The sequence below is a fragment of the Mycobacterium rhizamassiliense genome (assembly GCF_900157375.1).
Taxonomy (GTDB): Bacteria; Actinomycetota; Actinomycetes; order Mycobacteriales; family Mycobacteriaceae; genus Mycobacterium; species Mycobacterium rhizamassiliense.
Map to the genome: position 1 here is coordinate 3,845,879 of NZ_LT721901.1, position 25,000 is coordinate 3,870,878.

At 66.2% G+C, this 25,000-nt stretch carries 21 protein-coding genes and 1 pseudogene; 13 read left to right on the forward strand and 9 right to left on the reverse strand.

From position 1 onward, the window contains the following. The first annotated feature begins 67 nt into the window (after window positions 1-67). Window positions 68-577 (forward strand): DUF732 domain-containing protein, encoded by a 510-nt coding sequence (locus tag MRAB57_RS18690; RefSeq protein WP_083743454.1) that lies wholly within the window; start codon window positions 68-70, stop codon window positions 575-577. Between the two features lie 40 nt (window positions 578-617). On the opposite strand, the gene MRAB57_RS28630 is transcribed toward MRAB57_RS18690, so the two are convergent. The 3 genes from MRAB57_RS28630 to MRAB57_RS18700 form a co-directional block, all read right to left on the reverse strand. After that, window positions 618-1,013, reverse strand: a complete 396-nt coding sequence (locus MRAB57_RS28630) for a hypothetical protein (RefSeq protein ID WP_157900632.1) — start codon at window positions 1,011-1,013, stop codon at window positions 618-620. 51 nt (window positions 1,014-1,064) lie between these two features. Continuing rightward, entirely contained in the window at window positions 1,065-1,460 is a 396-nt protein-coding gene (locus MRAB57_RS18695; RefSeq protein WP_077088670.1) for a hypothetical protein, read from the reverse strand. Between the two features lie 552 nt (window positions 1,461-2,012). Then, a complete protein-coding gene (locus MRAB57_RS18700; protein WP_077088671.1) occupies window positions 2,013-2,552 on the reverse strand; it encodes a cysteine hydrolase family protein in 540 nt (179 codons plus the stop codon). Window positions 2,553-2,610: 58 nt separating this feature from the next. On the opposite strand from MRAB57_RS18700, the gene MRAB57_RS18705 reads away from it, so the two are divergent. Together MRAB57_RS18705 and MRAB57_RS18710 are read left to right on the forward strand one after the other, a co-directional pair. Next, window positions 2,611-4,653 (forward strand): NAD(+) synthase, encoded by a 2,043-nt coding sequence (locus MRAB57_RS18705; protein ID WP_077088672.1) that lies wholly within the window; start codon window positions 2,611-2,613, stop codon window positions 4,651-4,653. Window positions 4,654-4,760: 107 nt separating this feature from the next. After that, window positions 4,761-6,031, forward strand: a pseudogene (locus tag MRAB57_RS18710) (HNH endonuclease signature motif containing protein). Here the strand turns inward: MRAB57_RS18710 and MRAB57_RS18715 are convergent. Beyond that, window positions 6,028-6,909: a ribokinase gene (locus MRAB57_RS18715; RefSeq protein WP_077088673.1), complete on the reverse strand. Its 882-nt coding sequence runs from the start codon at window positions 6,907-6,909 to the stop codon at window positions 6,028-6,030. The pseudogene MRAB57_RS18710 and the gene MRAB57_RS18715 overlap by 4 nt on opposite strands. 132 nt (window positions 6,910-7,041) lie before the next feature. Between MRAB57_RS18715 and MRAB57_RS18720 the strand changes: the two genes are divergently transcribed. From MRAB57_RS18720 to MRAB57_RS18765, 10 genes are all read left to right on the forward strand, one after another. Next, on the forward strand, window positions 7,042-9,267 hold the full coding sequence (locus MRAB57_RS18720; RefSeq protein WP_077088674.1) for an adenylate/guanylate cyclase domain-containing protein: 2,226 nt from the start codon (window positions 7,042-7,044) through the stop codon (window positions 9,265-9,267). Next, the gene (locus tag MRAB57_RS18725) at window positions 9,267-10,670 is read left to right on the forward strand and encodes a mechanosensitive ion channel domain-containing protein (RefSeq protein ID WP_077088675.1); all 1,404 of its coding nucleotides are present in this window, start codon (window positions 9,267-9,269) and stop codon (window positions 10,668-10,670) included. Before MRAB57_RS18720 ends, MRAB57_RS18725 begins: the two co-directional genes overlap by 1 nt. A 57-nt stretch (window positions 10,671-10,727) precedes the next feature. Beyond that, complete coding sequence (locus MRAB57_RS18730; RefSeq protein ID WP_077088676.1) at window positions 10,728-11,975, forward strand: glutamate-5-semialdehyde dehydrogenase; 1,248 nt, start codon at window positions 10,728-10,730, stop codon at window positions 11,973-11,975. 36 nt (window positions 11,976-12,011) lie between these two features. Further along, a complete protein-coding gene (locus tag MRAB57_RS18735) occupies window positions 12,012-12,887 on the forward strand; it encodes an AAA family ATPase (protein WP_077088677.1) in 876 nt (291 codons plus the stop codon). After that, window positions 12,887-14,335, forward strand: a complete 1,449-nt coding sequence (locus tag MRAB57_RS18740; protein ID WP_077088678.1) for a vWA domain-containing protein — start codon at window positions 12,887-12,889, stop codon at window positions 14,333-14,335. The genes MRAB57_RS18735 and MRAB57_RS18740 overlap by 1 nt, the downstream gene beginning before the upstream one ends. A gap of 200 nt (window positions 14,336-14,535) precedes the next feature. Beyond that, on the forward strand, window positions 14,536-15,168 hold the full coding sequence (gene nadD, locus MRAB57_RS18745) for a nicotinate-nucleotide adenylyltransferase (RefSeq protein WP_077088679.1): 633 nt from the start codon (window positions 14,536-14,538) through the stop codon (window positions 15,166-15,168). Beyond that, window positions 15,165-15,563, forward strand: coding sequence for a ribosome silencing factor (gene rsfS, locus MRAB57_RS18750; protein ID WP_077088680.1), 399 nt, complete (start codon window positions 15,165-15,167; stop codon window positions 15,561-15,563). The genes nadD and rsfS overlap by 4 nt, the downstream gene beginning before the upstream one ends. Further along, window positions 15,560-16,231 carry a glucosyl-3-phosphoglycerate phosphatase gene (gene gpgP, locus MRAB57_RS18755; RefSeq protein ID WP_077088681.1) on the forward strand — a complete coding sequence of 224 codons (672 nt, stop codon included), beginning with the start codon at window positions 15,560-15,562 and terminating at the stop codon, window positions 16,229-16,231. Before rsfS ends, gpgP begins: the two co-directional genes overlap by 4 nt. After that, window positions 16,221-17,015 carry a diglucosylglycerate octanoyltransferase gene (gene octT, locus MRAB57_RS18760; protein WP_077088682.1) on the forward strand — a complete coding sequence of 265 codons (795 nt, stop codon included), beginning with the start codon at window positions 16,221-16,223 and terminating at the stop codon, window positions 17,013-17,015. The genes gpgP and octT overlap by 11 nt, the downstream gene beginning before the upstream one ends. A 3-nt stretch (window positions 17,016-17,018) precedes the next feature. Beyond that, window positions 17,019-17,855, forward strand: coding sequence for a DegV family protein (locus MRAB57_RS18765; protein WP_077088683.1), 837 nt, complete (start codon window positions 17,019-17,021; stop codon window positions 17,853-17,855). Here the strand turns inward: MRAB57_RS18765 and MRAB57_RS18770 are convergent. The 5 genes from MRAB57_RS18770 to MRAB57_RS18790 all read right to left on the reverse strand — a co-directional run bounded on the left by MRAB57_RS18770 (window position 17,838) and on the right by MRAB57_RS18790 (window position 24,842). Further along, complete coding sequence (locus tag MRAB57_RS18770) at window positions 17,838-20,771, reverse strand: MMPL/RND family transporter (RefSeq protein WP_077088684.1); 2,934 nt, start codon at window positions 20,769-20,771, stop codon at window positions 17,838-17,840. The genes MRAB57_RS18765 and MRAB57_RS18770 overlap by 18 nt on opposite strands. Continuing rightward, the gene (locus MRAB57_RS18775) at window positions 20,768-21,244 is read right to left on the reverse strand and encodes an MmpS family transport accessory protein (RefSeq protein WP_173813945.1); all 477 of its coding nucleotides are present in this window, start codon (window positions 21,242-21,244) and stop codon (window positions 20,768-20,770) included. Before MRAB57_RS18775 ends, MRAB57_RS18770 begins: the two co-directional genes overlap by 4 nt. Window positions 21,245-21,349: 105 nt before the next feature. Next, window positions 21,350-22,408 carry an NAD(P)H-dependent amine dehydrogenase family protein gene (locus MRAB57_RS18780; RefSeq protein ID WP_077088685.1) on the reverse strand — a complete coding sequence of 353 codons (1,059 nt, stop codon included), beginning with the start codon at window positions 22,406-22,408 and terminating at the stop codon, window positions 21,350-21,352. Window positions 22,409-22,567: 159 nt separating this feature from the next. Then, a complete protein-coding gene (locus MRAB57_RS18785) occupies window positions 22,568-23,674 on the reverse strand; it encodes an acyl-CoA dehydrogenase family protein (RefSeq protein ID WP_077088686.1) in 1,107 nt (368 codons plus the stop codon). Window positions 23,675-23,681: 7 nt separating this feature from the next. Continuing rightward, window positions 23,682-24,842: an acyl-CoA dehydrogenase family protein gene (locus MRAB57_RS18790; RefSeq protein WP_077088687.1), complete on the reverse strand. Its 1,161-nt coding sequence runs from the start codon at window positions 24,840-24,842 to the stop codon at window positions 23,682-23,684. Window positions 24,843-25,000 lie beyond the last annotated feature (158 nt).

The following is a 25,000-nucleotide window of genomic DNA, read 5'->3' on the forward strand; positions in this document are numbered from 1 at the left end:
CGGTCAACGTCTTCGACGTGTGGGGGGTGCACGGTCGTGCACTTCACCAAGCGCCGAGGAGCGATGCATGGCTGCACTGATGACGTCCCGCCCATTGACGACACGGACGAGATGGGCAGGCCTCATCAATGCGGCTTCGGTAGCCCTTCGTCCATTGGCGGTTGCGGCTTGTGTCGCCGCCGCCGGCGCAGCGTTGTCCGCTTCCGCGCACGCCGACGCGCCCAACGACCCCATCGCGAACGCGCTGACCGGCGCAGGGGTTGCCAACAACGGTTCGGTGAGCAACGCCATCGCCGGACTCGGCAGATCGATCTGCCCATCGTTGGTCAAGCCGGGTGCGACCCTGGCGTCGATAGCATCGAAAGTGTCTGGAAGTACGGGACTTTCGCCGAACATGGCCGGGATGGTCACCAGCATGGCGATTCAGATGGAATGCCCCGGCTTCATGACCTCGCTCGCGAACGGGAACATGCCGTTCCCACTACAAGGGGCTGCAAACTCGTTGCCGTCCATCCCATTCCAGTCGCCGGGCGCTGGTCCGGCTGGGCTGAACCCGATCGCATTGCCGGGCCGCTAGGTGGTGGTCCCTACGTCATGCGCAACGGAGGCGTGTGTGACTAGCCATGCTCATCAACGTGCTCGGTAAAGAGCAAGCTTCCTCCGATTTCTAGACGATTCAGCTTCCACTGAATAGAGCGCAGTAGCGGCGCAGCTTCATCGTCATGAAAGTTGGTCTTGAAGTCCAACCCGGAGCCGACCAGGTCACTCGCCCAGGAGACTTCGGTGAGGAAGACTGCACGCGCCCAATCAAGCTTAGATAGCGGTTGTTTCCGAAAAATTGCGCCTCGCAGTCGTGCAACGAGATCATTGAAAGCTCCTGAATCAGATAACCCCAAAGCCCGAGTCATCACGACTTGTCCGCGGATAGGCCCACCGTATTCGCTGAGTCCGTGTGAAATGAGCAGACGTTCATCGTCAGTTAGGCCGAGGTCGATCAGTTCCGATTCGGTCATGAGACCAGCCTAAGGAGTTGGTGGCATTGCCGCGCCGAGAGTCGGGTGCGATTAGGTTTGCCCATCTGTGTGCTCCGGAGATAGCACACTGCCGTCGATGCCATGGCGATTGATTTTCCACTGTACGGAGCGCAGTAGTGGTGCGGCCGCGTCGTCGCGGAAGTTGGTTGCGAAGTCGAGCCCTGAGCCGACCAGGGTACTTACCCAGGAGACTTCAGTCAGGAAGACAACGCGGGCCCAATCGAGCTTGGACAGCGGTTGATTTTGCCCAATAGCGTTGAGGAGCCGTTGGATCAGGTCATAGAAGGTATCGCGGTCCGATAATCCTAAAGCCCGGGTCATTACAGGTTTGTATTGAATCGAGCCGCCATATTCGTTAAGGCCGTGGAACAAAAGCCGACGTTCATCATCAGTCAAGGCAATGTCGACGAGCTCGGTCGGGGTCATGGACTCAGCCTAACGAAGGTGTTGCTTATCAATGGTGATCGTCTTCCCACGGTTCTTCAGCGCCATCGCCTAGTACATGCGGACCGTGCCAGTGCGGGGGTGGCTCAGACGCCAACTACCGCAGCCATCGGTTAAGCCTGTTCGATTGCGCTGACACTATGTGCACCGGCAGCGTCGGTGAGGTCAAACTCGGCGCCTGTCACGCTGGCCTTGTCTGCGCTTGTCTGCGCTCGTCCCGCCAAGCTGCTAATCAGGCCGTTGATAACCGCGTAAGCGGTACCGACGGCGCCAGAAGTCGCCTGGATTGGCGGCCCAACAGTCGGCACCGGAGCCGCTGCTACCAAGCTCGCTGACACCGCGTCGCAATGGGCTGCCAGTACTTGCAGCCCCTCATTGCTGACCCGTAGTGCATCCGCCACCTCGATTATTTTAGAGCTCGCGCGGGAATAAGCTAGTCACTCAGATGCGAGGATTCGCTGCGTCGACTGAGGTCGCGCTCAGACGGCTTTGCTGTGCAAAATGCATTCTCATTCAACACTTTTGGTTATCGGACTAACCCAAGCAGTCCGCTGCCGTCGTCAGCTCGGCGGACATGTTGGCCTCCATCATCTTCAACGCCGCCGCGACGAGTTCGTCGTCGATACCGGCGACGGCATCGGTCGGGATGACGACCTGCAGATGACGCACGTAGGCGTCGAGCGCGCTGTACAGGATGCATTGCTCGGTGACCTGGCCCGTGACGATCAGTCGCTCGGTGTCGAGCCGATTGAGTAGATACGCCAGGGGAGTCGCGTAGAACGCGCTGTGGCGCACCTTGGTCAGCAACCGGCTGCCCTTCGACGGCACGATCGGCTCCACCAGATCGGGACGCGCGCCGTTACACGCTGATTCGACGAGATCGCCGAATTCGGCGGTGAAGTCGCCGTAGTTGTCGTTGACATAAATCAGGTCGACGTCGCCCGATTCGCGTGCGCGGCGGACCAGATCGGCCAGTGGATCAATGATTGTGCCGACGTTGGGCATCAGTAGTTCGGCGTCGGGATGCTGATAGGTGTTCATCATGTCGACGACCAACACAGCGGTATTGCCCATGCGTGGGTGATACCCGGCGAATACTTGTTGACACCGGTTGGGCGACAATGGAAGGGCGATGGACTTCTACAACAGTTACAGCCAGGGTTTTGTCCGCGTTGCCGCATGCACGCACCGGACCACCATCGGTGATCCGGCGGCCAACGCGGAGTCGGTGCTGCGGTTGGCCCGCGAGTGCCACGACGACGGCGTCGGGATCGCAATCTTCCCGGAGCTGACGCTGTCCGGGTACTCGATCGAAGACATCGTGCTGCAGGACCTGCTGCTCGACGACGTCGAAGCCGCCCTGCTCGACGTGGTCGCGGCATCCCGCGATCTGCTGCCGGTCCTGGTCGTCGGCGCCCCGCTGCGCCACCGGCAGCGCATCTACAACACCGCCGTGGTTATCCACCGCGGCACGGTGCTCGGAGTGGCGCCGAAGTCGTACCTGCCGACCTACCGCGAGTTCTACGAGCGCCGCCAAATTGCGCCGGGAGACGACGAACGCGGCACCATCCGGATCCGCGACATCGAGACGCCCTTCGGCCCCGATCTGTTGTTCGCCGCATCCGACCTTCCCGATTTCGTGCTGCACGTCGAAATCTGCGAGGACATGTTCGTGCCCATTCCGCCCAGCGCCGAGGCCGCGTTGGCGGGAGCGACGGTGCTGGCGAACCTGTCGGGCAGCCCGATCACGATCGGTCGCGCCGAGGACCGCAACCTGCTGGCCCGCTCCGCGTCGTCGCGGTGCCTGGCCGCCTACCTCTACGCCGCCGCGGGGGAGGGCGAATCGACGACCGACCTGGCGTGGGATGGCCAGACCATGATCTACGAAAACGGCGTGCTGCTCGCCGAATCCGAGCGCTTCCCCAAGGGCGAGCAGCGATCGGTCGCCGACGTCGACACCGAACTGCTGCGCGCCGAGCGGCTGCGGATGGGCACCTTCGACGACAACCGCCGTCATCACCGCGCATTGTCGGGATCGTTCCGGCACATCGAATTCCGGCTCGACCCGCCCGCCGGCGACATCGGACTCTGGCGGCAGGTGGAGCGTTTCCCGTTCGTCCCCGCCGATCCGCAACGGCTGGAACAGGATTGCTACGAGGCCTACAACATCCAGGTCTCCGGCCTCGAACAGCGGCTGCGCGCGCTGGACTACCCGAAGGTCGTCATCGGGATCTCCGGCGGCCTGGACTCGACACACGCGTTGATCGTCGCGGCCCGCGCAATGGACCGCGAAAAGCGGCCCCGCAGCGACATTCTCGCGTTCACGCTGCCGGGGTTCGCGACGGGAGAACGTACCAAGCGCAACGCGATCGAGCTGTGCGCGGCGCTGGGTGTGACCTTCGCCGAGATCGACATCCGCGACACCGCGGCGCTGATGCTCAAGGAGATGGATCACCCGTTCTCCCGCGGGGAGAAGGTCTACGACGTCACGTTCGAGAACGTCCAGGCCGGCCTGCGCACCGACTACCTGTTCCGGCTGGCCAACCAGCGCGGCGGCATCGTGCTGGGCACCGGCGATCTGTCGGAGCTTGGGCTGGGCTGGTCGACATACGGTGTCGGCGACCAGATGTCGCACTACAACGTCAACGGCGGGGTGCCCAAGACGCTGATCCAGCACCTGATCCGCTGGATCATCGCGTCGCACCAGTTCGAGTCCGAGGTGGGCAGGGTGCTGCAGTCGGTGCTGGACACCGAGATCACCCCGGAACTCATCCCCAGCGGCGAAGAAGAAGAGCTGCAGAGCAGCGAAGCCAAGATCGGTCCGTTCGCCCTGCAGGACTTCTCGCTGTTCCATGTGCTGCGCTTCGGATTCCGGCCGTCGAAGCTCGCTTTCCTGGCCTGGCATGCCTGGAGCGACCCCGAGCATGGCCACTGGCCGGCCGGATTCCCCGAAGACAAACGACCGTCCTACTCGCTCAAGGAGATTCGGCACTGGCTGCAGATTTTCGTGCAGCGGTTCTACTCGTTCAGCCAGTTCAAGCGCTCCGCGCTGCCCAACGGCCCCAAGGTTTCTCACGGGGGCTCGTTATCGCCGCGCGGCGACTGGCGTGCCCCGTCGGACATGTCGGCGCGCATCTGGCTCGCCGAGATCGACAGCGAGGTTCCCGAGGACTAGCGCTCGTAGGTGCCGGTCACGCTGTGCCGCTGGGTAAATGACGGCGGCCACGCCGTGGGGCGGGTTGAGCGCCGAAACTTGTCGGACCCCCCTGCGATGATGGCGTCATGTTCTCGACCGCTGCGCCTCCGCTGGCAGAAAACGTTCCGCGACGTCTGGATGTGCTGTTTGAGGAGTTGGCGGAGTTGGCCGGTCAGCGCAACGCGATTGACGGGCGCACTGTAGAGATCGTCGCCGAGATCGAGCGCGACGAATTGTGGGGTGCTACGGGTGCGCGCTCGGTGCCGGCGTTGGTGGCTTGGAAGCTCGGCTCGTCCTCGGCAAATGCCCACACCATCACGACGATCGCGCGCCGGCTGCCGGAGTTTCCTCGCTGCGCGCGGGGCATGGCCGAGGGTCGGCTGTCGCTGGATCAGGTCGGTGTCATTGCGGCGCGGGCGGGCGAGGGATCCGATGCGCATTACGCGGAGCTCGCCGCGGTCGCGACTGTTAGCCAGTTGCGTACCGCGGTCAAGCTGGAACCGAGGTTCGAACCTGAGTCGCGGCCGGAATTTCAGCGCTCGATCACCAAGGCCTCCGACGACGAGGGCAGTTGTTGGCGGATCAGACTTCCGCACCACGACGCGGCGAAGTTCGACGCGGCGTTGGCGTCGCATCGTGATGCGTTGGTCGCCGACTGGAAGCGCGACCACGACAATGGCGATTGCGCCTGCGACCAGGTACCGCCGTTTCCGGGCACCGTCGAGGCGTTCCTGCGCCTGGTGGAGGCTGGGTGGGACGCCGAGGCGGCTCGCCGACCCCATGGGCAGCACACCACGGTGGTGGTGCACGTCGATGCGGAGCAGCGCGCCGCGGCACTGCATCTGGGCCCGCTGCTCACCGACGCCGAACGCCAATACCTGACCTGCGATGCCACCTGCGAAGTGTGGTTCGAGCGTGACGGCGAGGTCATCGGAGCCGGGCGAGCGACCCGCCAGATCAGCCGGCGGCTTCGCCGCGCCCTCGAGCACCGCCACCCCATGTGTGCGGTCCCGGGTTGTGGTGCCACCCGCGGTCTGCACGCGCACCACCTCCGGCACTGGGAGGACGGCGGCCCCACCGACATGGCCAACCTGGTGCTGGTGTGCCCGTATCACCATCGGTTGCACCACCGCGGCGTCATCACGATCACCGGGCCCGCAGACGATCTCGTTGTCACCGACAGCTCCGGTCGACGGCTCAACTCAGGATCGCTCGCGCGTCCGCCCAACCTGGCCCCGCCCGCTGTCTCACCGTGTCCCGGACCTACCGGCGAGCGCGCCGACTGGTGGTGGTAGAGCGCGCCGACTGGTGGTGGTACGAACCCTTCCAGCCGCAACCACCACCGACAACCAACTAGGTAGCGCACCGGACTAACGCCGCTGCGATCGCTTCGGCGTTCGGTGCGCAGTCGCCGGCGCCGGGCACCAGCGTCGACAGCGCGGCCGCGGTGCAGGCGCGCTGCAGCGCGGCCAGGCGCTCGGCCCGCGAACCCGGGTTGCGGGGCCAGTTCGCCGCCAACACTCCAGCGAACACGTCGCCGGCCCCGGTGGTATCCACCGCCTGGACCGTCGGGGCGGGCACCCAGAACTCGTCGTCGGCGCTGACGCAGCGGGCGCCGCGGGCGCCGAGCGTCGTCACCAAGTGCGTTGGCCGCCAAGGCCATTCCTCGGCTTCGGCTTCGTTGGCGATCACCACGTCCGCCGCGTCCGCCAGTTCAGCCAGCGCGCTTCGGTCCCGGCCGGCCGGTGACGCGTTGACCATGACGACCGCCCCGCGCGAGCCGGCCTCCCGCGCGGCCACCGCCGCTGCGGTCACCGGAATCTCCAACTGGGTCAACAACACATCGCAGTCGGCAATGGCCGCGGGCAGGTCCGCGGCGCGCAGGCTCAGCTGGCCGTTGGCGCCGGGCGCGACCACGATTGAGTTCTCGGCGCGGGCATCGACGACCACTATCGCGGTGCCACTCGGGCCGGGCACGGTAACTGTTCCGTCGAGGCCAACACCGTTGGACTGCAGATGGGCCCGCAACCTTTCGGCGGCCGGGTCGTCGCCGATCGCGCCGACGAACTCGACGTGCGCGCCCGCGCGCGCCGCGGCCACGGCCTGATTGCCGCCCTTGCCACCGGGCGCGTAGGTCAACGACGACGCCAACACCGTCTCGCCCGGGCGCGGCAGCGCAGCCACGTCCACGGTCAGGTCTAGGTTGACGCTCCCGACTACGCATACCCGCGCCATTCCACCGACGTTAGCCGCGTGTGCCCTGCATTTTGGCGGTAATTGCGGCGCGCAAACGCCGATTTCTTTGCCTCCGCGCGCTACTGTGCTGCGTTAGCGGTGCTGAGTCTTTTCCGAGGAAAGTGGGCTGCGTTGACATCGAGCGAGTTGACAGACGCCCGACCCGCCTCCGAACCCGAGGGCACGCCGGCCCCGGACGAGGATCCGGCGGCCGAAGAGAGCGAGCTGCAGAAGACCCTCAAGCTTCGGCGCCGGCACTTCTTTCGGATCGGCATCCAATCCAAGCTGCTGATGACGCTGTTGCTCTGCAGCGTGTTGTCGGTGTCGGTGGTCGGCCTCATCGGGGCGGTGTCCGGTCGCAACGCGCTGCGCCAAGTCGAGGCCGACCGGCTGACCGAATTGCGCGAGTCGCAGAAGCGGGAGCTGGAGGCGCTTTTCAAGGAGGTGAGGAGTTCGCTGATCACCTACAGCGGCGGGTTCAGCATCGTCCAGGCGTTGGACGCCCTCACGGCCGGTTTCAACCAATTGGCCAACGCGACGATCACGCCCGCCCAGGAACAGGCGCTCGTCAACTACTACGACAGCGAGATGATCAAGCCGATCAAACGCATCACGGGCGAGACGGTCGATATCAAAGCGGTCATGCCGAGTTCCAACGCGCAGAAGTACATTCAGGCGTACTACACGGCAGCCCCGAGGCCGAACGGTGGTCCATTGCCCATCGTGGATGCCGGCGATGGCAGCGCCTGGTCGGCGGCCAACGCCCGATTCGACTTCTACATGCGCGGAATCGTCACGCGCTTCGACTACCACGACGTGCTGCTACTCGACAACCAGGGCGACGTGGTCTACTCCGTGGACAAGGGTCCCGACCTCGGCACCAACATTCTCACCGGCCCGTACCGGGAATCCAAGCTGCGCGATGCGTACCAAAAAGCCTTGCGCTCCAACGACGTCGACTTCGTCTGGCTCACCGACTTCCAGTCGTACCAGCCCGCGCTGGATGCCCCCATCGGATGGGTGGTGTCGCCGGTCGGGATGAACGGAAAGATCGATGGCGTCATGGCGTGGCCGTTGCCGACCGCGAAGATCAACAGGATCCTGACCGCCGACAAACAGTGGGAAGCCGCGGGCATGGGCTCGTCGACCGAGTCATACCTGGTGGGCCCCGACAATCTGATGCGCTCGGATTCGCGCCTGTTCCTGGAAGACCCTGAGGAATACCGGCGTGAGGCCGTGGCCAACGGGACTGCGCCCGAGGTGGCCAACAGGGCGATCGAATTGGGAACCACGATTCTGCAGCAAGCGGTTCCGAGCGCGGGCGTTCGCGCCGCCCTACGCGGACAGACCGGGACTGTCACCGACACCGACTACACGGGCAACAGGGAGATGGAAGCGTACGCCCCGTTGACCGTGCCGCATTCGGACCTGCATTGGGCGATCCTGGTAACACGCGACGACTCCGATGCCTTTGCGCGGCTGGGCAGGTTCAGCAAAACACTGGTAATCGGTGTCTCGACAATGATTTTCGCGGTCTGCGTCGCGTCGATGTTGCTCGCTCAGGTGCTGCTGCGGCCGGTTCGGCGGTTGCAGGCCGGGACGCAGAAGATCAGCTCCGGTGACTACGAGGTCAACATCCCGGTGACCTCACGTGACGAAGTAGGCGACCTCACTGCGGCTTTCAACGAGATGAGCCGCAATCTGGCGATCAAGGAAGAGCTGCTCGCCGAGCAGCGCAAGGAGAACGACCGCCTGTTGCTCGCGCTGATGCCCGAGTCGGTCGCGCAACGATATCGCGAGGGTCAGGAGACCATCTCGCAGAAGCACCAAGACGTCGCGATCATCTTCGCCGATATCGTCGGCCTCGACGAGATGTCCAACGAAATGTCGGGCGACGAACTGGTCGGTATCGTCGACGACCTATTCCGGCAATTCGACGCCGCCGCCGAATCCCGTGGCGTCGAACGGATCCGGACCTTCCACAATGGTTACCTGGCCAGCTGTGGGGTCGTGACCCCTCGGCTGGATAGCATTCACCGCAGCGTCGAGTTCGCTCTGGAAATGCGCCAGATCATCGATCGGTTCAACAATCAGACCGGCCGTGATCTGCGGATGCGAGTGGGCATCAATACCGGCAACGTCGTCAGCGGGTTGGTGGGCCGGTCCAGCCTGGTCTATGACATGTGGGGCGCCGCGGTCAGCCTGGCCTACCAAATGCACAGTGGCGCACCGCAACCCGGCATCTACGTCAGTTCTCAAGTACACCAGGCATTGGAGGATGTGCGGCAATTCGCGCCCGCCGGAACCATTTCGGTTGGCGGAGTCGATCAACCGATTTACCGGCTGTTGGAGCGGTAGTGAACCTTTTCCACTCTTCTTGGTTCTATTGGGCCGTCGGTGTTGCGCTGGGATTCCCGGTCGGGGTCATCCTGCTCACCGAATTGCATCACGCCCTGCTGCGCCGAAACAGTCGCCTGGCCCGGCAGGTCGGCCTGTTGCGCAATTTCTTGTGGCCACTGGGTGCCCTGCTGCTGTTGCTCGTCAACGCCGTGCAAATCCCGGCCGGAGACGGCCTGGTGCAAATTCTCAGCACATTGTTCGGATTCCTGGTGTTGGTGCTGTTGCTGTCGGGGCTCAACGCCACGGTGTTCGAGGGAGCGCCCGAAGACAGCTGGCGTAAACGCCTGCCGACGATCTTCATCGATGTCGCCCGGTTCGCGCTGATCGGCGTCGGACTCACGCTGATCCTGTCCTACATCTGGGGCGTCCGGGTCGGCGGCCTGTTCACCGCGCTGGGCGTCACCTCGGTGGTGATCGGTCTGATGCTGCAAAACTCGGTCGGTCAGATCGTGTCGGGCCTGTTCATGTTGTTCGAGCAACCCTTCCGCATCAACGACTGGCTCGACACGTCCACCGCGCGGGGACGAATCGTCGAGGTGAACTGGCGCGCAGTCCACATCGACACGGGCAGCGGCACGCGGATCACCCCGAACTCGGTGCTGGCCAGCACGCCGTTCACGAACCTGAGCCGCCCGCCGGACAAGCACAAAGTGTCGGTGAAGACCACCTTTTCCACGGCCGATCCGCCCGACCGGGTGTGCGCGATGCTGACCCGTGTCGCCGGCGGGCTGCCGCAGCTCAAGGCGGGCAGCCAGCCTCGCTCGGCGCCCGCCGGGGCCGGCGAGTATTCGACCAGCATCGGGCTGAATTCACCCGCCGACGAGGGCGCAGCGCGAGCGACCTTCCTGCGCTGGATCTGGTACGCCGCACGCCGCGAGGACCTGCACCTCGACGATGCCGATGACGACTACTCGACCAGGGAACGCATCGAGTTCGCGCTGCGCATGGTGGTGGCGCCGGTGTTGCGGCTGAGCGTCCCCGATCAGCAGTTGCTGCAGTCGAGCGCGCGAGTCGTGCGCTATGGCGCCGACGAGACCGTCGAATACGCCGGCGAGGTGCCCTCCGCGATGACGTTCCTGGTCTCGGGGCGGGTCCGGCTGGCGGCCACGACCGAGGACGGGGGGGTGATCGACATCAGCACAATCGAGGAGGGCGAGTTTCTGGGTCTGACCGCGCTGACCCGGCAACCCAACCTCGCCACCGCGTATGCGATCGACGAGGTGACCGCGCTGGAGATCGAGCGTGAACACCTGGAGGCGCTGGTGATGCGTGAACCGTTGCTGCTGCAGAACTTTGGCCACATCCTCGAGGAGCGGCAAAGCAAGGTGCGCCAGGCCGAGCGCGGCGAGTTGGTGGGGTAGCGACGGCCAACAGCGGCCCGCTTAACTTGGCCCGTTAAAGCCCGATACCCTGGATAAATGAGTCTGCAAGCACCATCGCGTCCTGACTTGCGCCGGGAGGTGCACGACGCTGCACGACGTGCCCGCGTCGCGTCGCGCGTGCTGGCGTTATTGCCGACTGTTGCCAAAGATCAGGCCCTGGAATCCGCTGCCCAAGCCGTTGTGGCAAACACCGAGCAAATCCTGGCGGCCAACACCGAAGACCTCAAGGCGGCCCGGGACGCGGGTACCTCGAAGGCGATGCTGGATCGGCTGGCCCTGGACGCCGCGCGCGTGGAGGGTATCGCCGCCGGACTGCGGCAGGTGGCGGGGCTGCCCGACCCGGTCGGGGAGGTGTTGCGCGGCTACACGCTGCCCAACGGCCTGCAGCTGCGCCAGCAGCGGGTTCCGCTCGGCGTGATCGGGATGATCTACGAGGGACGCCCGAATGTCACCGTCGACGCCTTCGGTTTGGCGCTGAAGTCCGGCAATGCGGTATTGCTGCGCGGCAGTTCGTCGGCGGCGCGGTCCAACCAGGCGCTGGTCGAGGTGCTGCGGTCCTCGCTGGTCAGCGAGGACCTGCCCGCCGACGCGGTCCAGCTGCTCTCGGCCGACGACCGGTCCACCGTCACGCACTTGATCCAGGCCCGCGGCCTCGTCGACGTGGTGATCCCGCGCGGGGGAGCGAGCCTGATCGACGCGGTGGTGCGCGACGCGCAGGTGCCCACCATCGAGACCGGTGTCGGAAACTGTCATGTGTACGTGCACGAGGGTGCCGACCTGGACGTGGCCGAACGAATCGTGCTGAACTCCAAGACCCGTCGGCCCAGCGTCTGCAACGCCGCCGAGACCCTGCTGGTCGACGCCGCGATCGCCGAGCAGGCGGTGCCCCGGCTGGTCGGAGCCCTGCAGGATTCGGGAGTGACCGTGCACCTCGACCCCGACGACGATCATCTGCGCCGCGAGTACCTGGCGATGGAGATCGCGGTGGCCGTCGTCGACGGTGTCGACGCCGCGATCTCCCACATCAACGAGTACGGCACCGGGCACACCGAGTCGATCGTCACCAGCAATATGGCTGCCGCGCAACGGTTTACGGATGGGGTCGATGCGGCGGCCGTGATGGTCAACGCCTCGACGGCCTTCACCGACGGTGAGCAGTTCGGTTTCGGTGCCGAGATCGGCATCTCCACCCAGAAGCTGCACGCCCGCGGTCCCATGGGGCTGCCGGAACTGACCTCGACCAAATGGATTGCGTGGGGCGACGGCCACATCCGTCCGGCCTGAAACCCCTCGCCGACAACGCTTTAGGAGAACCTGATCGTGAGTGTGCCCGCCCGGCCCACCCCCCTTTTCACCGACATCGACGACGTCGCCCGGCGGCTGTCCGAGACCGGTTACCTGCCGGACGTCGCCACCGCGACGGCGGTGTTCCTGGCCGACCGGCTGGGTAAGCCGCTGCTGGTGGAGGGTCCGGCCGGTGTCGGCAAGACCGAGCTGGCCCGCGCCGTCGCGCAGGCCACCGGCGCGGGCCTGGTTCGGCTGCAGTGCTACGAGGGCGTCGACGAGGCCCGCGCGCTCTACGAGTGGAACCACGCCAAGCAGATCCTGCGCATTCAGGCCGGGTCCGGCGACTGGCAGTCCACGAAAGACGACGTGTTCAGCGAGGAGTTCCTGCTGCAGCGTCCGCTGCTGACCGCCATCCGCCGCACCGAGCCGACCGTGCTGCTGATCGACGAAACCGACAAGGCCGACATCGAAATCGAGGGCCTGCTGCTGGAGGTGCTCTCCGATTTCGCCGTGACCGTCCCCGAACTCGGGACGATCACCGCGGCCCGGACACCGTTCGTGGTGTTGACGTCCAACGCGACCCGTGAGCTGTCCGAGGCGCTCAAGCGCCGCTGCCTATTCCTGCACATCGACTTCCCCAGCCCCGACCTGGAACGTCGAATCCTGTTGTCCCGCGTGCCCGAACTGCCCGCGCACCTGGCCGAGGAGCTGGTGCGGATCATCGGGGTGCTGCGCGGAATGCAACTCAAGAAGGTGCCGTCCATCGCCGAGACCATCGACTGGGGCCGCACGCTGCTCGCGCTCGGCCTGGACACCATCGACGACGCGGTGGTAGCCCAGACGCTCGGCGTGATTCTCAAACACCAATCCGACCAGCAGCGCGCCTCCGGGGAGTTAAGGCTCAACTGATGGCCATCCGCCGCATCCGTCCGTCCCGCCCGCTGGCCCCGCACGGCCTGCCGGGCCACCTGGTCGGCTTCGTGGAAGCCCTTCGCGGAAGCGGGATCTCGGTGGGACCGTCGGAGACGGTGGACGCGGGCCGGGTGATGGCCACCCTCGGACTGAGCGATCGCGAGGTGCTGCGCGAGGGCCTTGCCTGCGCGGTGCTGCGGCGGCCCGAGCATCGCGAGACGTACGACGCGATGTTCGACCTGTGGTTCCCCGCGGCGTTGGGCGAACGGACGGTCGTGTCCGACGACGAGTCCGGCACGTTCTCCGGTGACGCCTCGCTGCCCGACGACGACGTCGACGCGATGCGCCAGATGCTGCTGGATCTGCTGACCGACAACCCCGAGCTGGCCGACATGGACGAACGCCTGGTCGCCATGATCGCGCGGATCGTGGAGGCCTACGGCAAATACAGCTCCAGCCGTGGCCCGTCCTTCTCGTCATATCAGGCGCTCAAGGCGATGGCGCTGGACGAATTGGAGGGCAAGCTGCTGGCGGGGCTGCTCGCCCCGTACGGCGACGAGCCGTCGCCGACGCAGGAGCAGATCGCCAAAGCAATGGCCGCCCAGCGTATTTCGCAGTTGCGCAAAATGGTCGACGCCGAGACCAAACGCCGTACCGCCGAGCAGCTCGGCCGCGACCACGTCCAGATGTACGGCATCCCACAGCTTTCGGAGAACGTCGAGTTCCTGCGCGCCTCCGGCGACCAGCTCCGCCAGATGCAACGAGCCGTAGCGCCGTTGGCCCGCACCCTGGCTACCCGGCTGGCGGCGCGCCGCCGGCGCAGCCGCGCCGGCGCGATCGACCTGCGCAAGACGCTGCGCAAGTCTATGTCCACCGGCGGCGTGCCGATCGACGTGGTGCTGGCCAAGCCGCGCCCGGCGCGCCCTGAGCTGGTGGTGCTGTGCGACGTGTCGGGTTCGGTCGCCGGCTTCAGCCACTTCACCCTGCTACTGGTACATGCGCTGCGGCAACAGTTTTCGCGGGTCCGCGTGTTCGCCTTCATCGACACCACCGACGAGGTGACGCACATGTTCGGCCCGGAGTGCGACCTGGCCGTGGCGATTCAGCGGATCACCCGGGAGGCCGGCGTGTACAGCCGCGACGGCCACTCCGACTACGGCAACGCGTTCGAGTCGTTCGTGCAGGCCAACCCGAATGTACTGTCGCCGCGCAGTTCGCTGCTGATCCTTGGCGACGGCCGGACCAACTACCGCGACCCGGCGCTCGAGATCCTTGACGACATGGTCAACGCGAGCCGGCACGCGCACTGGCTCAACCCCGAGCCCAAACACCTGTGGGGCAGCGGCGACTCGGCGGTGCCGCGCTACCAGGATGTGATCACCATGCACGAATGCCGTTCGGCCAAGCAGCTGGCCGCCGTGATCGACCAACTGCTACCGGTCTGATCCTGCTTTCCGATACACGAGCCAGCGCAGCTCGAGAGGGCCGGGCTCGTTCTCGTCCTCGGGGGCCATGGCTTCGGCGAGCGGAGGCCTCCCGTCGAGCGGTGCGACCGGCGAACTGTCCAGAGGGATCTTCTACACGACCTCGCGGCGGTCGGCTCGGCAATCGGGGCGCCCCGGGGCCTCAAGTAAGCTGGCACATCGTGCAAAAACACCGTCGCAGGCTGGGAGTGATGGGAGGGACGTTCGATCCCATCCATTACGGCCACTTGGTCGCAGCCAGCGAGGTGGCCGACCTGTTCGACCTCGACGAAGTGGTGTTCGTGCCCAGCGGCCAGCCGTGGCAGAAGACCCGGGAGGTCTCGGCCGCCGAGGACCGCTACCTGATGACGGTGATCGCCACGGCTTCCAATCCCCGGTTCTCGGTGAGCAGGGTCGACATCGACCGCGTCGGCCCCACCTACACCAAGGACACCCTGCAGGATCTGCGCGCGGTGAACCCGGATTCCGAGTTGTTCTTCATCACCGGCGCCGACGCGCTGTCGTCCATCCTGTCCTGGCAGGGCTGGGAGGTGCTGTTCGAGCTGGCGCGGTTCGTCGGGGTCAGCCGCCCCGGGTACGAGCTGCACCACGAGCACATCACCGGGGTCCTGGGCGAGCTGGCCAAGGACGCGCTGACCCTCGTCGAGATCCCGGCGCTGGCGATCTCATCGACCGACTGCCGCGAGCGCGCCGTCGAGCGCCGGCCACTGTGGTACCTGATGCCCGACGGCGTCGTGCAATACGTGTCCAAGCGCCGGCTCTACACCAAGCCGGCTGCCGAGGGGTCGGCATGAGCGCCACCCAGGAAGCCGTCGACATGGCGACGGTGGCGGCCAACGCGGCGGCCGCCAAGCTCGCCGACGACGTCGTCGTCATCGACGTCTCGGGGCAACTGGTGATCACCGATTGCTTCGTGATCGCCTCGGCCTCCAACGAGCGACAGGTCAACGCCATCGTCGACGGGGTCGAGGAGAAGATGCGCCAGGCCGGCCACAAGCCCGCGCGGCGCGAAGGCACCCGGGAAGGTCGTTGGACGCTGTTGGACTATCGCGACATCGTCGTGCACATCCAGCATCAGGACGATCGCGACTTCTATGCGCTGGACCGACTGTGGGGCGATTGCCCTGTGGTCTTGGTGAATTTGACCGAGGAGCCGGACGACTCCCAGGGCTCGGCGAGCGCGCCATGAGAATCCGTCGTCTGATCATGTTGCGCCACGGCCAAACCGACTTCAACGCCGACAGCCGGATGCAGGGGCAGCTGGATTCCGACCTGACGGAACTGGGTCGCGCCCAGGCGGTGGCCGCGGCCGAGGTGCTCGGCAAACTGCAGCCGCTGCTGATCGTTTCGTCGGATCTGCATCGCGCCTACGACACCGCGATCATGCTGGGGGAGCGGACCGGGCTGCGGGTGCGGGCGGACCAGCGACTCCGGGAGACGCACCTGGGCGACTGGCAGGGCTTGACGCACACCGAGGTTGACGCGGAGGCCCCCGGTGCGCGGCTGGCGTGGCGTGACGACGCGACGTGGGCGCCGCACGGCGGGGAGAGCAGGGTCGACGTCGCCGCGCGCAGCGTGCCGCTGGTCGCGGAACTGGTGTCCGGCGAACCGGAGTGGGGCGATGCGGACGAGCCGGGCCGGCCGGTGGTGCTGGTGGCCCACGGCGGCCTGATCGCGGCGTTGGTCGCCGCGCTGCTGAAACTTCCGGTCGACAACTGGCCGGTCCTGGGCGGCATGGGCAATGCCAGCTGGGTGCAGCTGTCGGGCCATTCCGACGACGCCGCCGGCCTGGATGACATCCGCTGGCGCCTTGACGTGTGGAACGCTTCGGCCCAGGTGTCCAACGATGTCCTCTGACGCGCGGCCCACGCTGCTGATCTTCGCCGACTCGCTGTCCTACTACGGCCCGACCGGCGGCCTGCCAGCCGACCATCCTCGCATCTGGCCCAATATCGTTGCCGCCCAATTGGATTGGGATGTGGAGCTGATCGGTCGCATCGGCTGGACCTGCCGGGACGTCTGGTGGGCAGCGACCCAGGACCCCCGCGCTTGGGCGGCGCTGCCGCGGGCGGGCGCGGTGATATTCGCGACCAGCGGGATGGATTCCCTGCCGTCGGTGCTGCCGACCGCGTTGCGCGAGCTGATCCGCTATGTGCGGCCACCGTGGCTGCGGCGCTGGGCCCGCGACGGCTACGGGTGGCTGCAGCCGCGGCTCTCGCCGGTGGCCAGGCCCGCCCTGCCCCCGCGCCTGAGTGCCGACTACCTCGAACAGACCCGGAACGCAATCGATTTCAACCGCCCCGGCATCCCCATCGTGGCGTCGCTGCCGTCGGTGCACATGGCGGACACCTACGGCCGTGCGCATCACGGCCGGCCGGGGACCGTTGCGGCGATCACGGACTGGGCGCAGGAACACGACGTTCCCCTGGTCGACCTCAAAGCCGCTGTGGCCGAACAGGTGATGAGCGGGCGCGGCAATCCCGACGGCATCCACTGGAATTTCGAGGCCCACCAGGCGGTCGCGGAGCTGATGCTCAAGGCGCTGGCCGAGGCCGGCGTGGCGACGATGCAGAGCGCGCAGCGCGATGAGGAGAAGCCGCGCAATCAAGCCGATGTGGCGACCGAGAAACCGCGCGGCTGACCTATGCCCGTCGTGGTGGTGACCGATGCGTCATCGCGCCTGCCGGCCGATCTGCTGGCCGAAGGTGCGATACGCGTTGTGCCGCTGCATGTTCTGCTCGACGGTGACGATCTGCGCGACAGTGTGGACGAGATTCCCGATGAGATCTATCGGCACCACGCGACGACCGCGGCGGCCACCCCCGCCGAACTCGACGCCGCCTACCGCCAGGCGCTAACCGACAGCGGGGGCGAGGGTGTTGTGGCGGTGCACATTTCGTCGGCGCTGTCGGGCACCTGCGGTGCGGCCCAGCGGGTTGCGGCCGAGATCGGGCCCGCCGTAAGGGTTGTCGACTCGCGATCGGCGGCGATGGGCACCGGGTTCATCGCACTGGCCGCCGCGCGCGCCGCCGCCGCGGGTGGCGACCTCGACGGCGTGGCCGATGCGGCGAGCTCGGCGGTGAGGCGCAGCCGCGCGTTCATCGTCGTGCACGGGCTGGACAACCTGCGGCGCAGCGGCCGGATCGGCGGCGCCAAGGCGTGGCTGGGCACCGCGCTGTCGCTCAAGCCGCTGCTGTGTATCGAGGACGGCAAACTCGTTCTGGCCCAACGGGTCCGGACGGTCACCAAAGCGACCGCGGCGATGCTCGACCGGGTTTGCGAGGCGGTCGGCGACGGCCCCGCCGCCTTGGCGGTGCACCACGTCGTCAACCCGGACGGCGCGAACGAGGTGGCGGCCGCGCTGGCGCAGCGGCTACCGTCCTGCGCGCCCGCCATCATCACGTCGCTGGGGCCGGTGCTCGGTGTGCACGTGGGCCCAGGGGCCGTCGCGGTGTGCGTGGACCTAGCTGCTGACGCCTGACGGGGCGGGCTTCGCGGCGGGCACGGGTGGACGACCGTAGTCACCGCGCGGGTGCACGACGAGCGGCCACCAGAACCAGCGCCCGAGCAGGGTCGCGATCGACGGCATCAACAGCGTTCGCACGATCAACGTGTCGAGCAGCAGACCGATGCAGACCGTGGACCCGAACTGCCCCAGCACCCGCAGGTCACTGCCGAGCATCGACGCCATCGTGAAGGCGAACACCAGCCCCGCGGCCGTCACCACCCCACCGGTGCCGGCCATCGACCGGATGATCCCGGTCTTGAGGCCGCGATGGATCTCCTCTTTGAACCGCGATACCAGCAGCAGGTTGTAGTCGGAGCCGACGGCCAACAGGATGATGACCGACAGCGCCATCACGATCCAGTGGATCCTGATGCCGAACAAGTCCTGCCAAATCAACACGGACAGACCGAATGACGCGGCGATCGAGCTGGCCGCGGTGCCGACGATCACCAGCGCGGCCACCACGCTGCGGGTGAGCAGCAGCATGATCATGAAGATCAGCGTCAGGGCCGACACCACGGCGATCATCAGGTCGTATTTCTCGCCGTCGGCCATGTCCTTGAAGGTCGCGGCGGTTCCGCCGAGATACACCCTGGCATCCGACAGCGAGGATTGCTTCAAACCCTCCTGCGCGGCGGTGCGTTCCGCGTCGACCCGCGCGATGCCCTCCGGCGACATCGGGTCGCCCTGGTGGGTGATGAAGAACCGCGCCGACTTACCGTCCGGCGACAGGAACATTCGCAGACCCGTCTGGAAATCGGGGTTGTCGAAGGCTTCCGGCGGCAGGTAGAAGAAGTCGTCGTTCTTGGAGTTGTCGAAGCTCTGCCCCATCACGATGGCGGTGTTGCTCATCGCCTCCATCTGGTCGATCAGCGCCTTGGACGTCTGGTACAGCGTCAGCTGGATGCCTCTGGTCGCCTTCAGCGTGTTGATCAGGATCGGAAACAGCGCGTTCAGGTCGTGGGTGGCCTTGGCGGTGTGCTCGATGTCGGCCGTGAGGAAGTGGAACTGCTCGGCGAGCTGGTCGAAGCCGTCCAGCGTGTCGAACAGGGAGCGCAGCCCGTAGCACAACGGGACGTCGTAGCAGTGTTTCTCCCAGTAGAAGTACGTGCGCACCGGCCGGAAGGTGTCGTCGAAATCCGCGATGTGGTCGCGCAGGGTGTCGGTGATCTGCGACGTGACCTTCGTGGTTCTTGCGCTGTCGTCGGCGGCGTTGGCCAGATCCAGCGACACCTCGTACTGGCGTTGCGTGGTCTCGATCTGGGTCTGCAGGTCGTCGGTCATCTTGAGCATGTCCTCGATGCGCTGCTTGAGGAAGGACATGTTCTGCATCGTCGTCTGGCTTTGGATGCTGTTCTGGAACGGAATCGAGCTGTGCTGAATCGGAATGCCCAGCGGCCGGGTGATGTCCTGGACCATGGCGATGCCGAGCGTGCGCATCTCGTTTTTCGCCACCCGGTCCAACACCAGCATGTCGGCCGGGTTTCGCATGTCATGGTCGGACTCGACCATCAACAGGTCGGGGTTCATCCGGGCCTCGGAGAAGTGCCGGTTCGCGGCCTCCTGCCCCTGGTTGGACGGCGCCGACAACGGCAGGTAATGGCGGTCGTTGTAGCTCGTGTGGAAGCTCGGTAGAGCGATCATGCCGACCAGCACCACCGCGGTACTGACCGCCAAAATGGGTGCGGGCCAACGCACTACCGCGGTGCCCACCCGCCGCCACAGCCGGCCTTGCCTGGCGACCCGCTTGGACTCGAAGAGGTGGAAGCGACTGCCGATGAAGACCACCGCGGGGCCCAGCGTCAGTCCTGCCGCGACCACGACCAGCATACCGATCGCGACGGGTGCGCCCATGGTGTTGAACCAGGGCAGCCGCGAAAAACTCAGGCAGTAGGTCGCCCCGGCAATCGTCAGGCCCGACCCCAACACCACCGGGGCGACGCCCTTGAATGTGGTGTAGTACGCGGTTTCTCGATCCTCGCCGGCGCGCAAGGCCTCTTGATAGCGGCCGACCAGGAAGATGCCGTAGTCGGTCCCGGCGGCGATCGCCAGCATGGTGAGGATGTTGGCGGCGAAGGTGGTGAGCCCAAAGGCGTTGTGATAGGCCAGAACCGCGACGACACCGCGCGAGCACGCCAGGGCGACAAAGGTCATGAACAGCTGGACCACGGTGGTGACGATGGACCGGTAGACCAGCAGCAACATGATCGCGATGGCGCCGAGGGTGAACAGCGTGATCGTGGCCAGGCTGGCGTTGCCGATGAGGTGCATGTCGTCGGACAGCGCCGCGGGACCGGTGACGTAGGCCTTGACGCCGGGCGGCGCCTTGTTCTCTTCGATCACCTTGCGGACGGCGTCCACGGAGTCGTTGGCCTGCGTGGTGCCCTGGTTACCGGCGAGGTTGATCTGCACATAGGCGGCCTTGGCGTCGGCGCTCTGTGCGCCCGCGGCGGTGAGCCGGTCGCCCCAGAAGTCCTGGATGTGCTGGATGTGCTTCGGGTCCGCGCGTAGGTCGCGAATCAGCTTGTCGTAGTACTTGTGTGCGTCGGGGCCCAGCGGTTGCTGACCCTCCAGCACGATCATCACCGTGCTGTTGGAATCGAATTCGTGGAAGTTGTGACCCAGGCGCATCATCGCCTTCATCGACGGCGCGTCCAGGGGCGCCATCGGGGCGGAGTGCGCCTCGCCGACGACTTCCAGGGTCGGAACGATGACGTTCACCAGGACCGTCACGAACACCCAGATCAGGATGATCGGTATCGCGAAGATGCGGATCGCGTGGGGGAGGTAGGGCCGGTGGCCGCGGTCGGCCATGCTGGGGCTCTTCGTTTGGATGGGGCCCGTGTCGGCCGTGCTCGCGTCGCGTTCGGTCTTGTCGATGTCGGTCATGCGGACTTCACCAGGCAGAAGGTCTGGGCGTTATGGCCGTCGGACTTCTGTGTATCGCGGACGACGCCATCCACCGTGATCTTGCAGCTGATCGCGCTGCCGTCGCTTTGCGCCATGACGTTGGCGCTCACCGAGGGAAGCGTCGTCGAGATCGTCGTCGACCAGGGCAGCGGGGCGTTGTCGATCTGGTGGGTGTTGGCGTTCTCGTCCCAGTAGTTGATGCTCGCGGTGGCGCCTGGCGGGCCGGAGATGTCGTAGACGACGACCTTCGGGTTGAACTGCACGATCTCGATCCCCTTGCCCGCATTCGCGTTGAGGTCCTCGGACCCGAAAATCTTGTGCAGTCGCGACACCACCAAGGCCGATACGGAGAGCACCACCACCAACAGCACAGGTATCCACGCTCGCCTGAGCGCCCGGGTTATGGCACCCACCTTGACCGCCTTCCGCTCGCCGCTGCGGACCACCGCCATTGGCAACACTTGTTGTCGACAAACTATTTGCTCGGCTAAGAACTCTAAACCTTAAGGCACGGAACCGTTCCTCCGGGTCCACTCGTTGTGGCCAACGCCATAGGGTCAGGTCGCGACGCGGCCGGTTACCGGCGGCAAATCGGCAAGCGTCATGATCCCGGGTGCGGCAGCCACCACCGCCGGGACCGCATTGGTAACCGGCATCGCCGTATAAATCATTCCCAAACCCATGAATCCGGGTTCCGTCCACTCCTTCGGCGGCAGGCAGTGCAGGACTGTCCGCATGTTGGGCAACCCGAAGACCTGGATGACGTGGCCGTGCTCGAGCGGCTTCGGCGGGTTCACGTGACTGCCCATCGTCCAGTTGAATCCGACGCTGACGATGTTGCGATCGCCCTGCCAGCCCCGGTGGTAGCCGTAGACGCCGCCGACGGTTCCCGCGGGGATCTTCATGAAGCCCAGATCGGAGTCGCCGGTGGCGGGGGTGAAGGTGACGTCGAAGGTCATCCGGTCCAGCTTGGCCCCGATGGCGTCGGCCATCATCGCCGCCGACTCGGCGAACACCTCGCTTTCCCGTCGCACGTTCTCGGCCAGGCCGGGGGTTTCGGGGTCTTGCGAGAAGCCCATCGCGGTCTGGGTTTCCGCGGACTCGTAGGTGGAGCAGTCCACCGACTCGGTGATGCGGATTTCGTCGACCCGTTCGCAGGAGGCCGACAGGACCATGCCGACCATGTTCGTCATCCCGGGGTGGGCGCCGCTGCCGAAGATCGTCGTGTTGCCCTTCCGGCAGGCGTCCTCGATGCGTTTGCGGTCCTGCGGCGTCTGCTTGCCGCCGGTGATCCACGCGGCGCTGGAGCACACGTTGACGCCGGACTCCAGCAGCCGAACCAGTTCGTCGACGTTGGGCCACAACGGGTTATAGCAACAGGCGTCGGCGCCCAGGGCGATCAGCGCGTCGATGTCGTTGGTGGCCTGCACGCCCGTCGGCTCGGGCCAGCCGGAGAGTTCGGCCGCGTCGACTCCGACCTTGTCCGCGCCGTGCGCGTAGACCCCGACCAGCTCCATGTCCGGCCTGCCGATGATGGCGTGCAGCGACCGCCGTCCGATATTGCCGGTCGTCCACTGGATTACGCGCAAGGGACGGTCGGTGCTGGCTGTGGTCATCGTGGCTCCTTTGCCGGTGCGGGTTGACTCATTATGCGAACCGCGTCGGGAGCCGGTGCACGAACGTCGACTTGTTGGGCCCGAACCAGCCATCACGGCCCGACAACTCGACGTTCGGCCCGCGGATCACGGTCCGGGGCACAGCCTTTCGGCCATGCGCTACAGGCGGGCCAGGTCGTAGTCGCCGATGTGGTCGATCAGGTTGTGCAGGTGCTCGCCCGAGGTGCCCAGGGTCTGCTCGATCGCGGTGAGCCGGGCCGCGTAGTGGCTGACCGGGTATTCCGCGGTCACCCCGATGCCGCCGTGCATCTGGATCGACTCCTGGGAGATGTGCCGGCCGGAGCGGCCGATCTGCAGCTTGGCGCGCGAGGCGATGATCGGGTCGATCGTGCCGTCGGCGATCGACATCGACGCGTACATGCTCATGCTGCGGGCCAGCTCCAGCGAGACGTACATGTCCGCGGCGCGCTGCGTGAGCGCCTGGAACTTGTTGAGGGTCACCCCGAACTGCTTGCGGCTTTTCAGGTAGTCGGTGGTCAGGCGCAGCGCTTCCTCCATCGCGCCGAGGGCCTCGGCGCACAGCGCCGCCTGGACGCGCACGATGTTGCCGACGATGGCTTGGGTGGCGTCGGCCGCTTGGCCGAGGGGTTCGGCGGGTGCGGAGTCCAGGTCGACCTGGGCGCCCCGCTGGCCGTCGAAGGTCCGGTACGGCTGACGGGCGACTGCGCTCGCGTCGACCAGGAACAGCCCGGTGCCGCCGTCGGGCAGCGCCGCGCTGACCACCAACGTGTCCGCGCTGTCGCCGGCCAGCACCGGGTTCTTCTGGCCGCTGACGACCCACGAATCCCCTTGCTGCACAGCCTTAGTCGCGACCGCCTTGCTCAGGTCGCGCTGCTTGGGCTCGAGGTGGGCGAACGCCAGCAACCGCTGCCCGGCGGCGACCTCGTCGAGCAGTTGCTTCTGCTCGTCGGTGCCCAGCTCGGCGATCAGCGCGCCGGGACCCAGCGCGGCGTGCAGGATCGGCTCGGGGGCCAGCCGGCGCCCGACCTCAGTCAGCACCGCCGCGATCTCGATCGGGCCCGACTCGTCGGGATCGAAGCCCAGGCCGAGGATTCCGGTGTCGGCGAGCTGGCTCCACACCTCGCGGCTCCAGCCCAGATCGGAGCCGATGACCTTGTTGCGGGTCTCGGGGTCATAGGTGCGCGACAGCAGGTCGCGGGTGGTGTCGCGGAGCAGGCCCTGCTCGTCGCTCAGCTGAAAGTCCATGGCTGCCTCACAATCCCAGAATGGTGGACGCGATGATGTTGCGCTGCACCTCGCTGCTGCCGCCGTAGATCGACGTCTTGCGGTAGTTGAGGTAGTGCGGCGCGCTGTGTTGTGCCCAGCTCGGGGACGCGATGTCTGCGCCGTTGGCGGGCAGCGCATCCGGGCCGGCCACCTCGACGAGCAGCTCGGTGGCGATCTGTTGCAGCTGGCTGCCGCGCAGCTTGAGTACCGACGACGCGGGGTTGGGCTGGCCGTCGGCCGAGTCGGTCACCACCCGCGACTGCGTGAGTTCCAGTGCCAGCAGCTCGTTTTCGGCCTCGGCCAGCCGGGCGGCGAACAGTGGGTCGGAGATGATCCCGGTTTCGTTGGCGAACTTCTTCACCTCCGCCAGGCGCACCTTCGTGCGCCCCACGCCCGCGATGCCGGTGCGCTCGTTGCCGAGCAGGAACTTCGCGTACGTCCAGCCCTTATTCTCTTCTCCGACAAGCTGATTGGCGGGCACCCGGACGTCTTCGAAGAACACCTCGTTGACCTCGTGGCCACCGTCGATCGTCTTGATGGGCCGCAGGGTGATGCCGGGCGTATTCATGTCGAAGAGCAGGAACGAGATGCCGGCCTGGCGCTTGGGTGCCTGGGGGTCGGTGCGGACCAGGCAGAAGATCCAGTCCGCATACTGGCCCAGCGTGGTCCACGTTTTCTGACCGTTGACGACGTAGCTGTCGCCGTCGCGGACCGCGGTGGTGCGCAGCGAGGCCAGGTCCGAACCGGCCTCGGGCTCGGAGAATCCCTGGCACCACCAGATGTCGAGGGCGGCCGTCGGCGGCAGGAAGCGCTCCTTGATCTCCTGCGACCCGAACTCGGCGATCACCGGGCCGACCATCTTGGTGTTGAAATTCAGCGGCTCCGGGACGCACGCCAGCTGCATCTCGTCGGCCCAGATCTGGTGCTGGGTGGCGGTCCAGTCCTTGCCGCCCCACTCGACCGGCCAGCTCGGTACGGCCAGGCCGTGCTCGTGCAGGATCTTGTGGCTGGTGACGATGTCGTCGCGGTTGGCCTCGGCCGAGCCCTGACGCACCCGGTCGCGCATCTCTTGCGGGATCTTCGTCGTGAAGATGTTGCGAAGTTCGTCGCGGAACGCGGCTTCCTCCGGTGTGAGCGCCAGTTGCATGGCTGCCTCCTTTGCATGGGGGGTGAACGTGGCGTTCGCTTCGGTGAGATGAGCGACGCGTTCCAACTTCCATCTTGACCTATCGGCCGCTGTGCCTGTGCACAGCCTCCGGTTAGTCCACAACGGGCCGCGCCGACGCCCTCGGGCGGAGCGGTTTG

Coding starts and splice junctions, on each gene's coding strand:
- MRAB57_RS18775 (WP_173813945.1), bottom strand. CDS start 21,244: ATGGCGGTGGTCCGCAGCGGCGAGCGGAAGGCGGTCAAGGTGGGTGCC.
- MRAB57_RS18715 (WP_077088673.1), bottom strand. CDS start 6,909: ATGGCGCGGGTATGCGTAGTCGGGAGCGTCAACCTAGACCTGACCGTG.
- octT (WP_077088682.1), top strand. CDS start 16,221: ATGTCCTCTGACGCGCGGCCCACGCTGCTGATCTTCGCCGACTCGCTG.
- MRAB57_RS18705 (WP_077088672.1), top strand. CDS start 2,611: ATGGACTTCTACAACAGTTACAGCCAGGGTTTTGTCCGCGTTGCCGCA.
- MRAB57_RS18740 (WP_077088678.1), top strand. CDS start 12,887: ATGGCCATCCGCCGCATCCGTCCGTCCCGCCCGCTGGCCCCGCACGGC.
- MRAB57_RS18695 (WP_077088670.1), bottom strand. CDS start 1,460: ATGACCCCGACCGAGCTCGTCGACATTGCCTTGACTGATGATGAACGT.
- rsfS (WP_077088680.1), top strand. CDS start 15,165: ATGAGCGCCACCCAGGAAGCCGTCGACATGGCGACGGTGGCGGCCAAC.
- MRAB57_RS28630 (WP_157900632.1), bottom strand. CDS start 1,013: ATGACCGAATCGGAACTGATCGACCTCGGCCTAACTGACGATGAACGT.
- MRAB57_RS18690 (WP_083743454.1), top strand. CDS start 68: ATGGCTGCACTGATGACGTCCCGCCCATTGACGACACGGACGAGATGG.
- MRAB57_RS18700 (WP_077088671.1), bottom strand. CDS start 2,552: ATGGGCAATACCGCTGTGTTGGTCGTCGACATGATGAACACCTATCAG.
- MRAB57_RS18785 (WP_077088686.1), bottom strand. CDS start 23,674: ATGGACTTTCAGCTGAGCGACGAGCAGGGCCTGCTCCGCGACACCACC.
- MRAB57_RS18790 (WP_077088687.1), bottom strand. CDS start 24,842: ATGCAACTGGCGCTCACACCGGAGGAAGCCGCGTTCCGCGACGAACTT.
- MRAB57_RS18770 (WP_077088684.1), bottom strand. CDS start 20,771: ATGACCGACATCGACAAGACCGAACGCGACGCGAGCACGGCCGACACG.
- MRAB57_RS18780 (WP_077088685.1), bottom strand. CDS start 22,408: ATGACCACAGCCAGCACCGACCGTCCCTTGCGCGTAATCCAGTGGACG.
- MRAB57_RS18765 (WP_077088683.1), top strand. CDS start 17,019: ATGCCCGTCGTGGTGGTGACCGATGCGTCATCGCGCCTGCCGGCCGAT.
- gpgP (WP_077088681.1), top strand. CDS start 15,560: ATGAGAATCCGTCGTCTGATCATGTTGCGCCACGGCCAAACCGACTTC.
- MRAB57_RS18730 (WP_077088676.1), top strand. CDS start 10,728: ATGAGTCTGCAAGCACCATCGCGTCCTGACTTGCGCCGGGAGGTGCAC.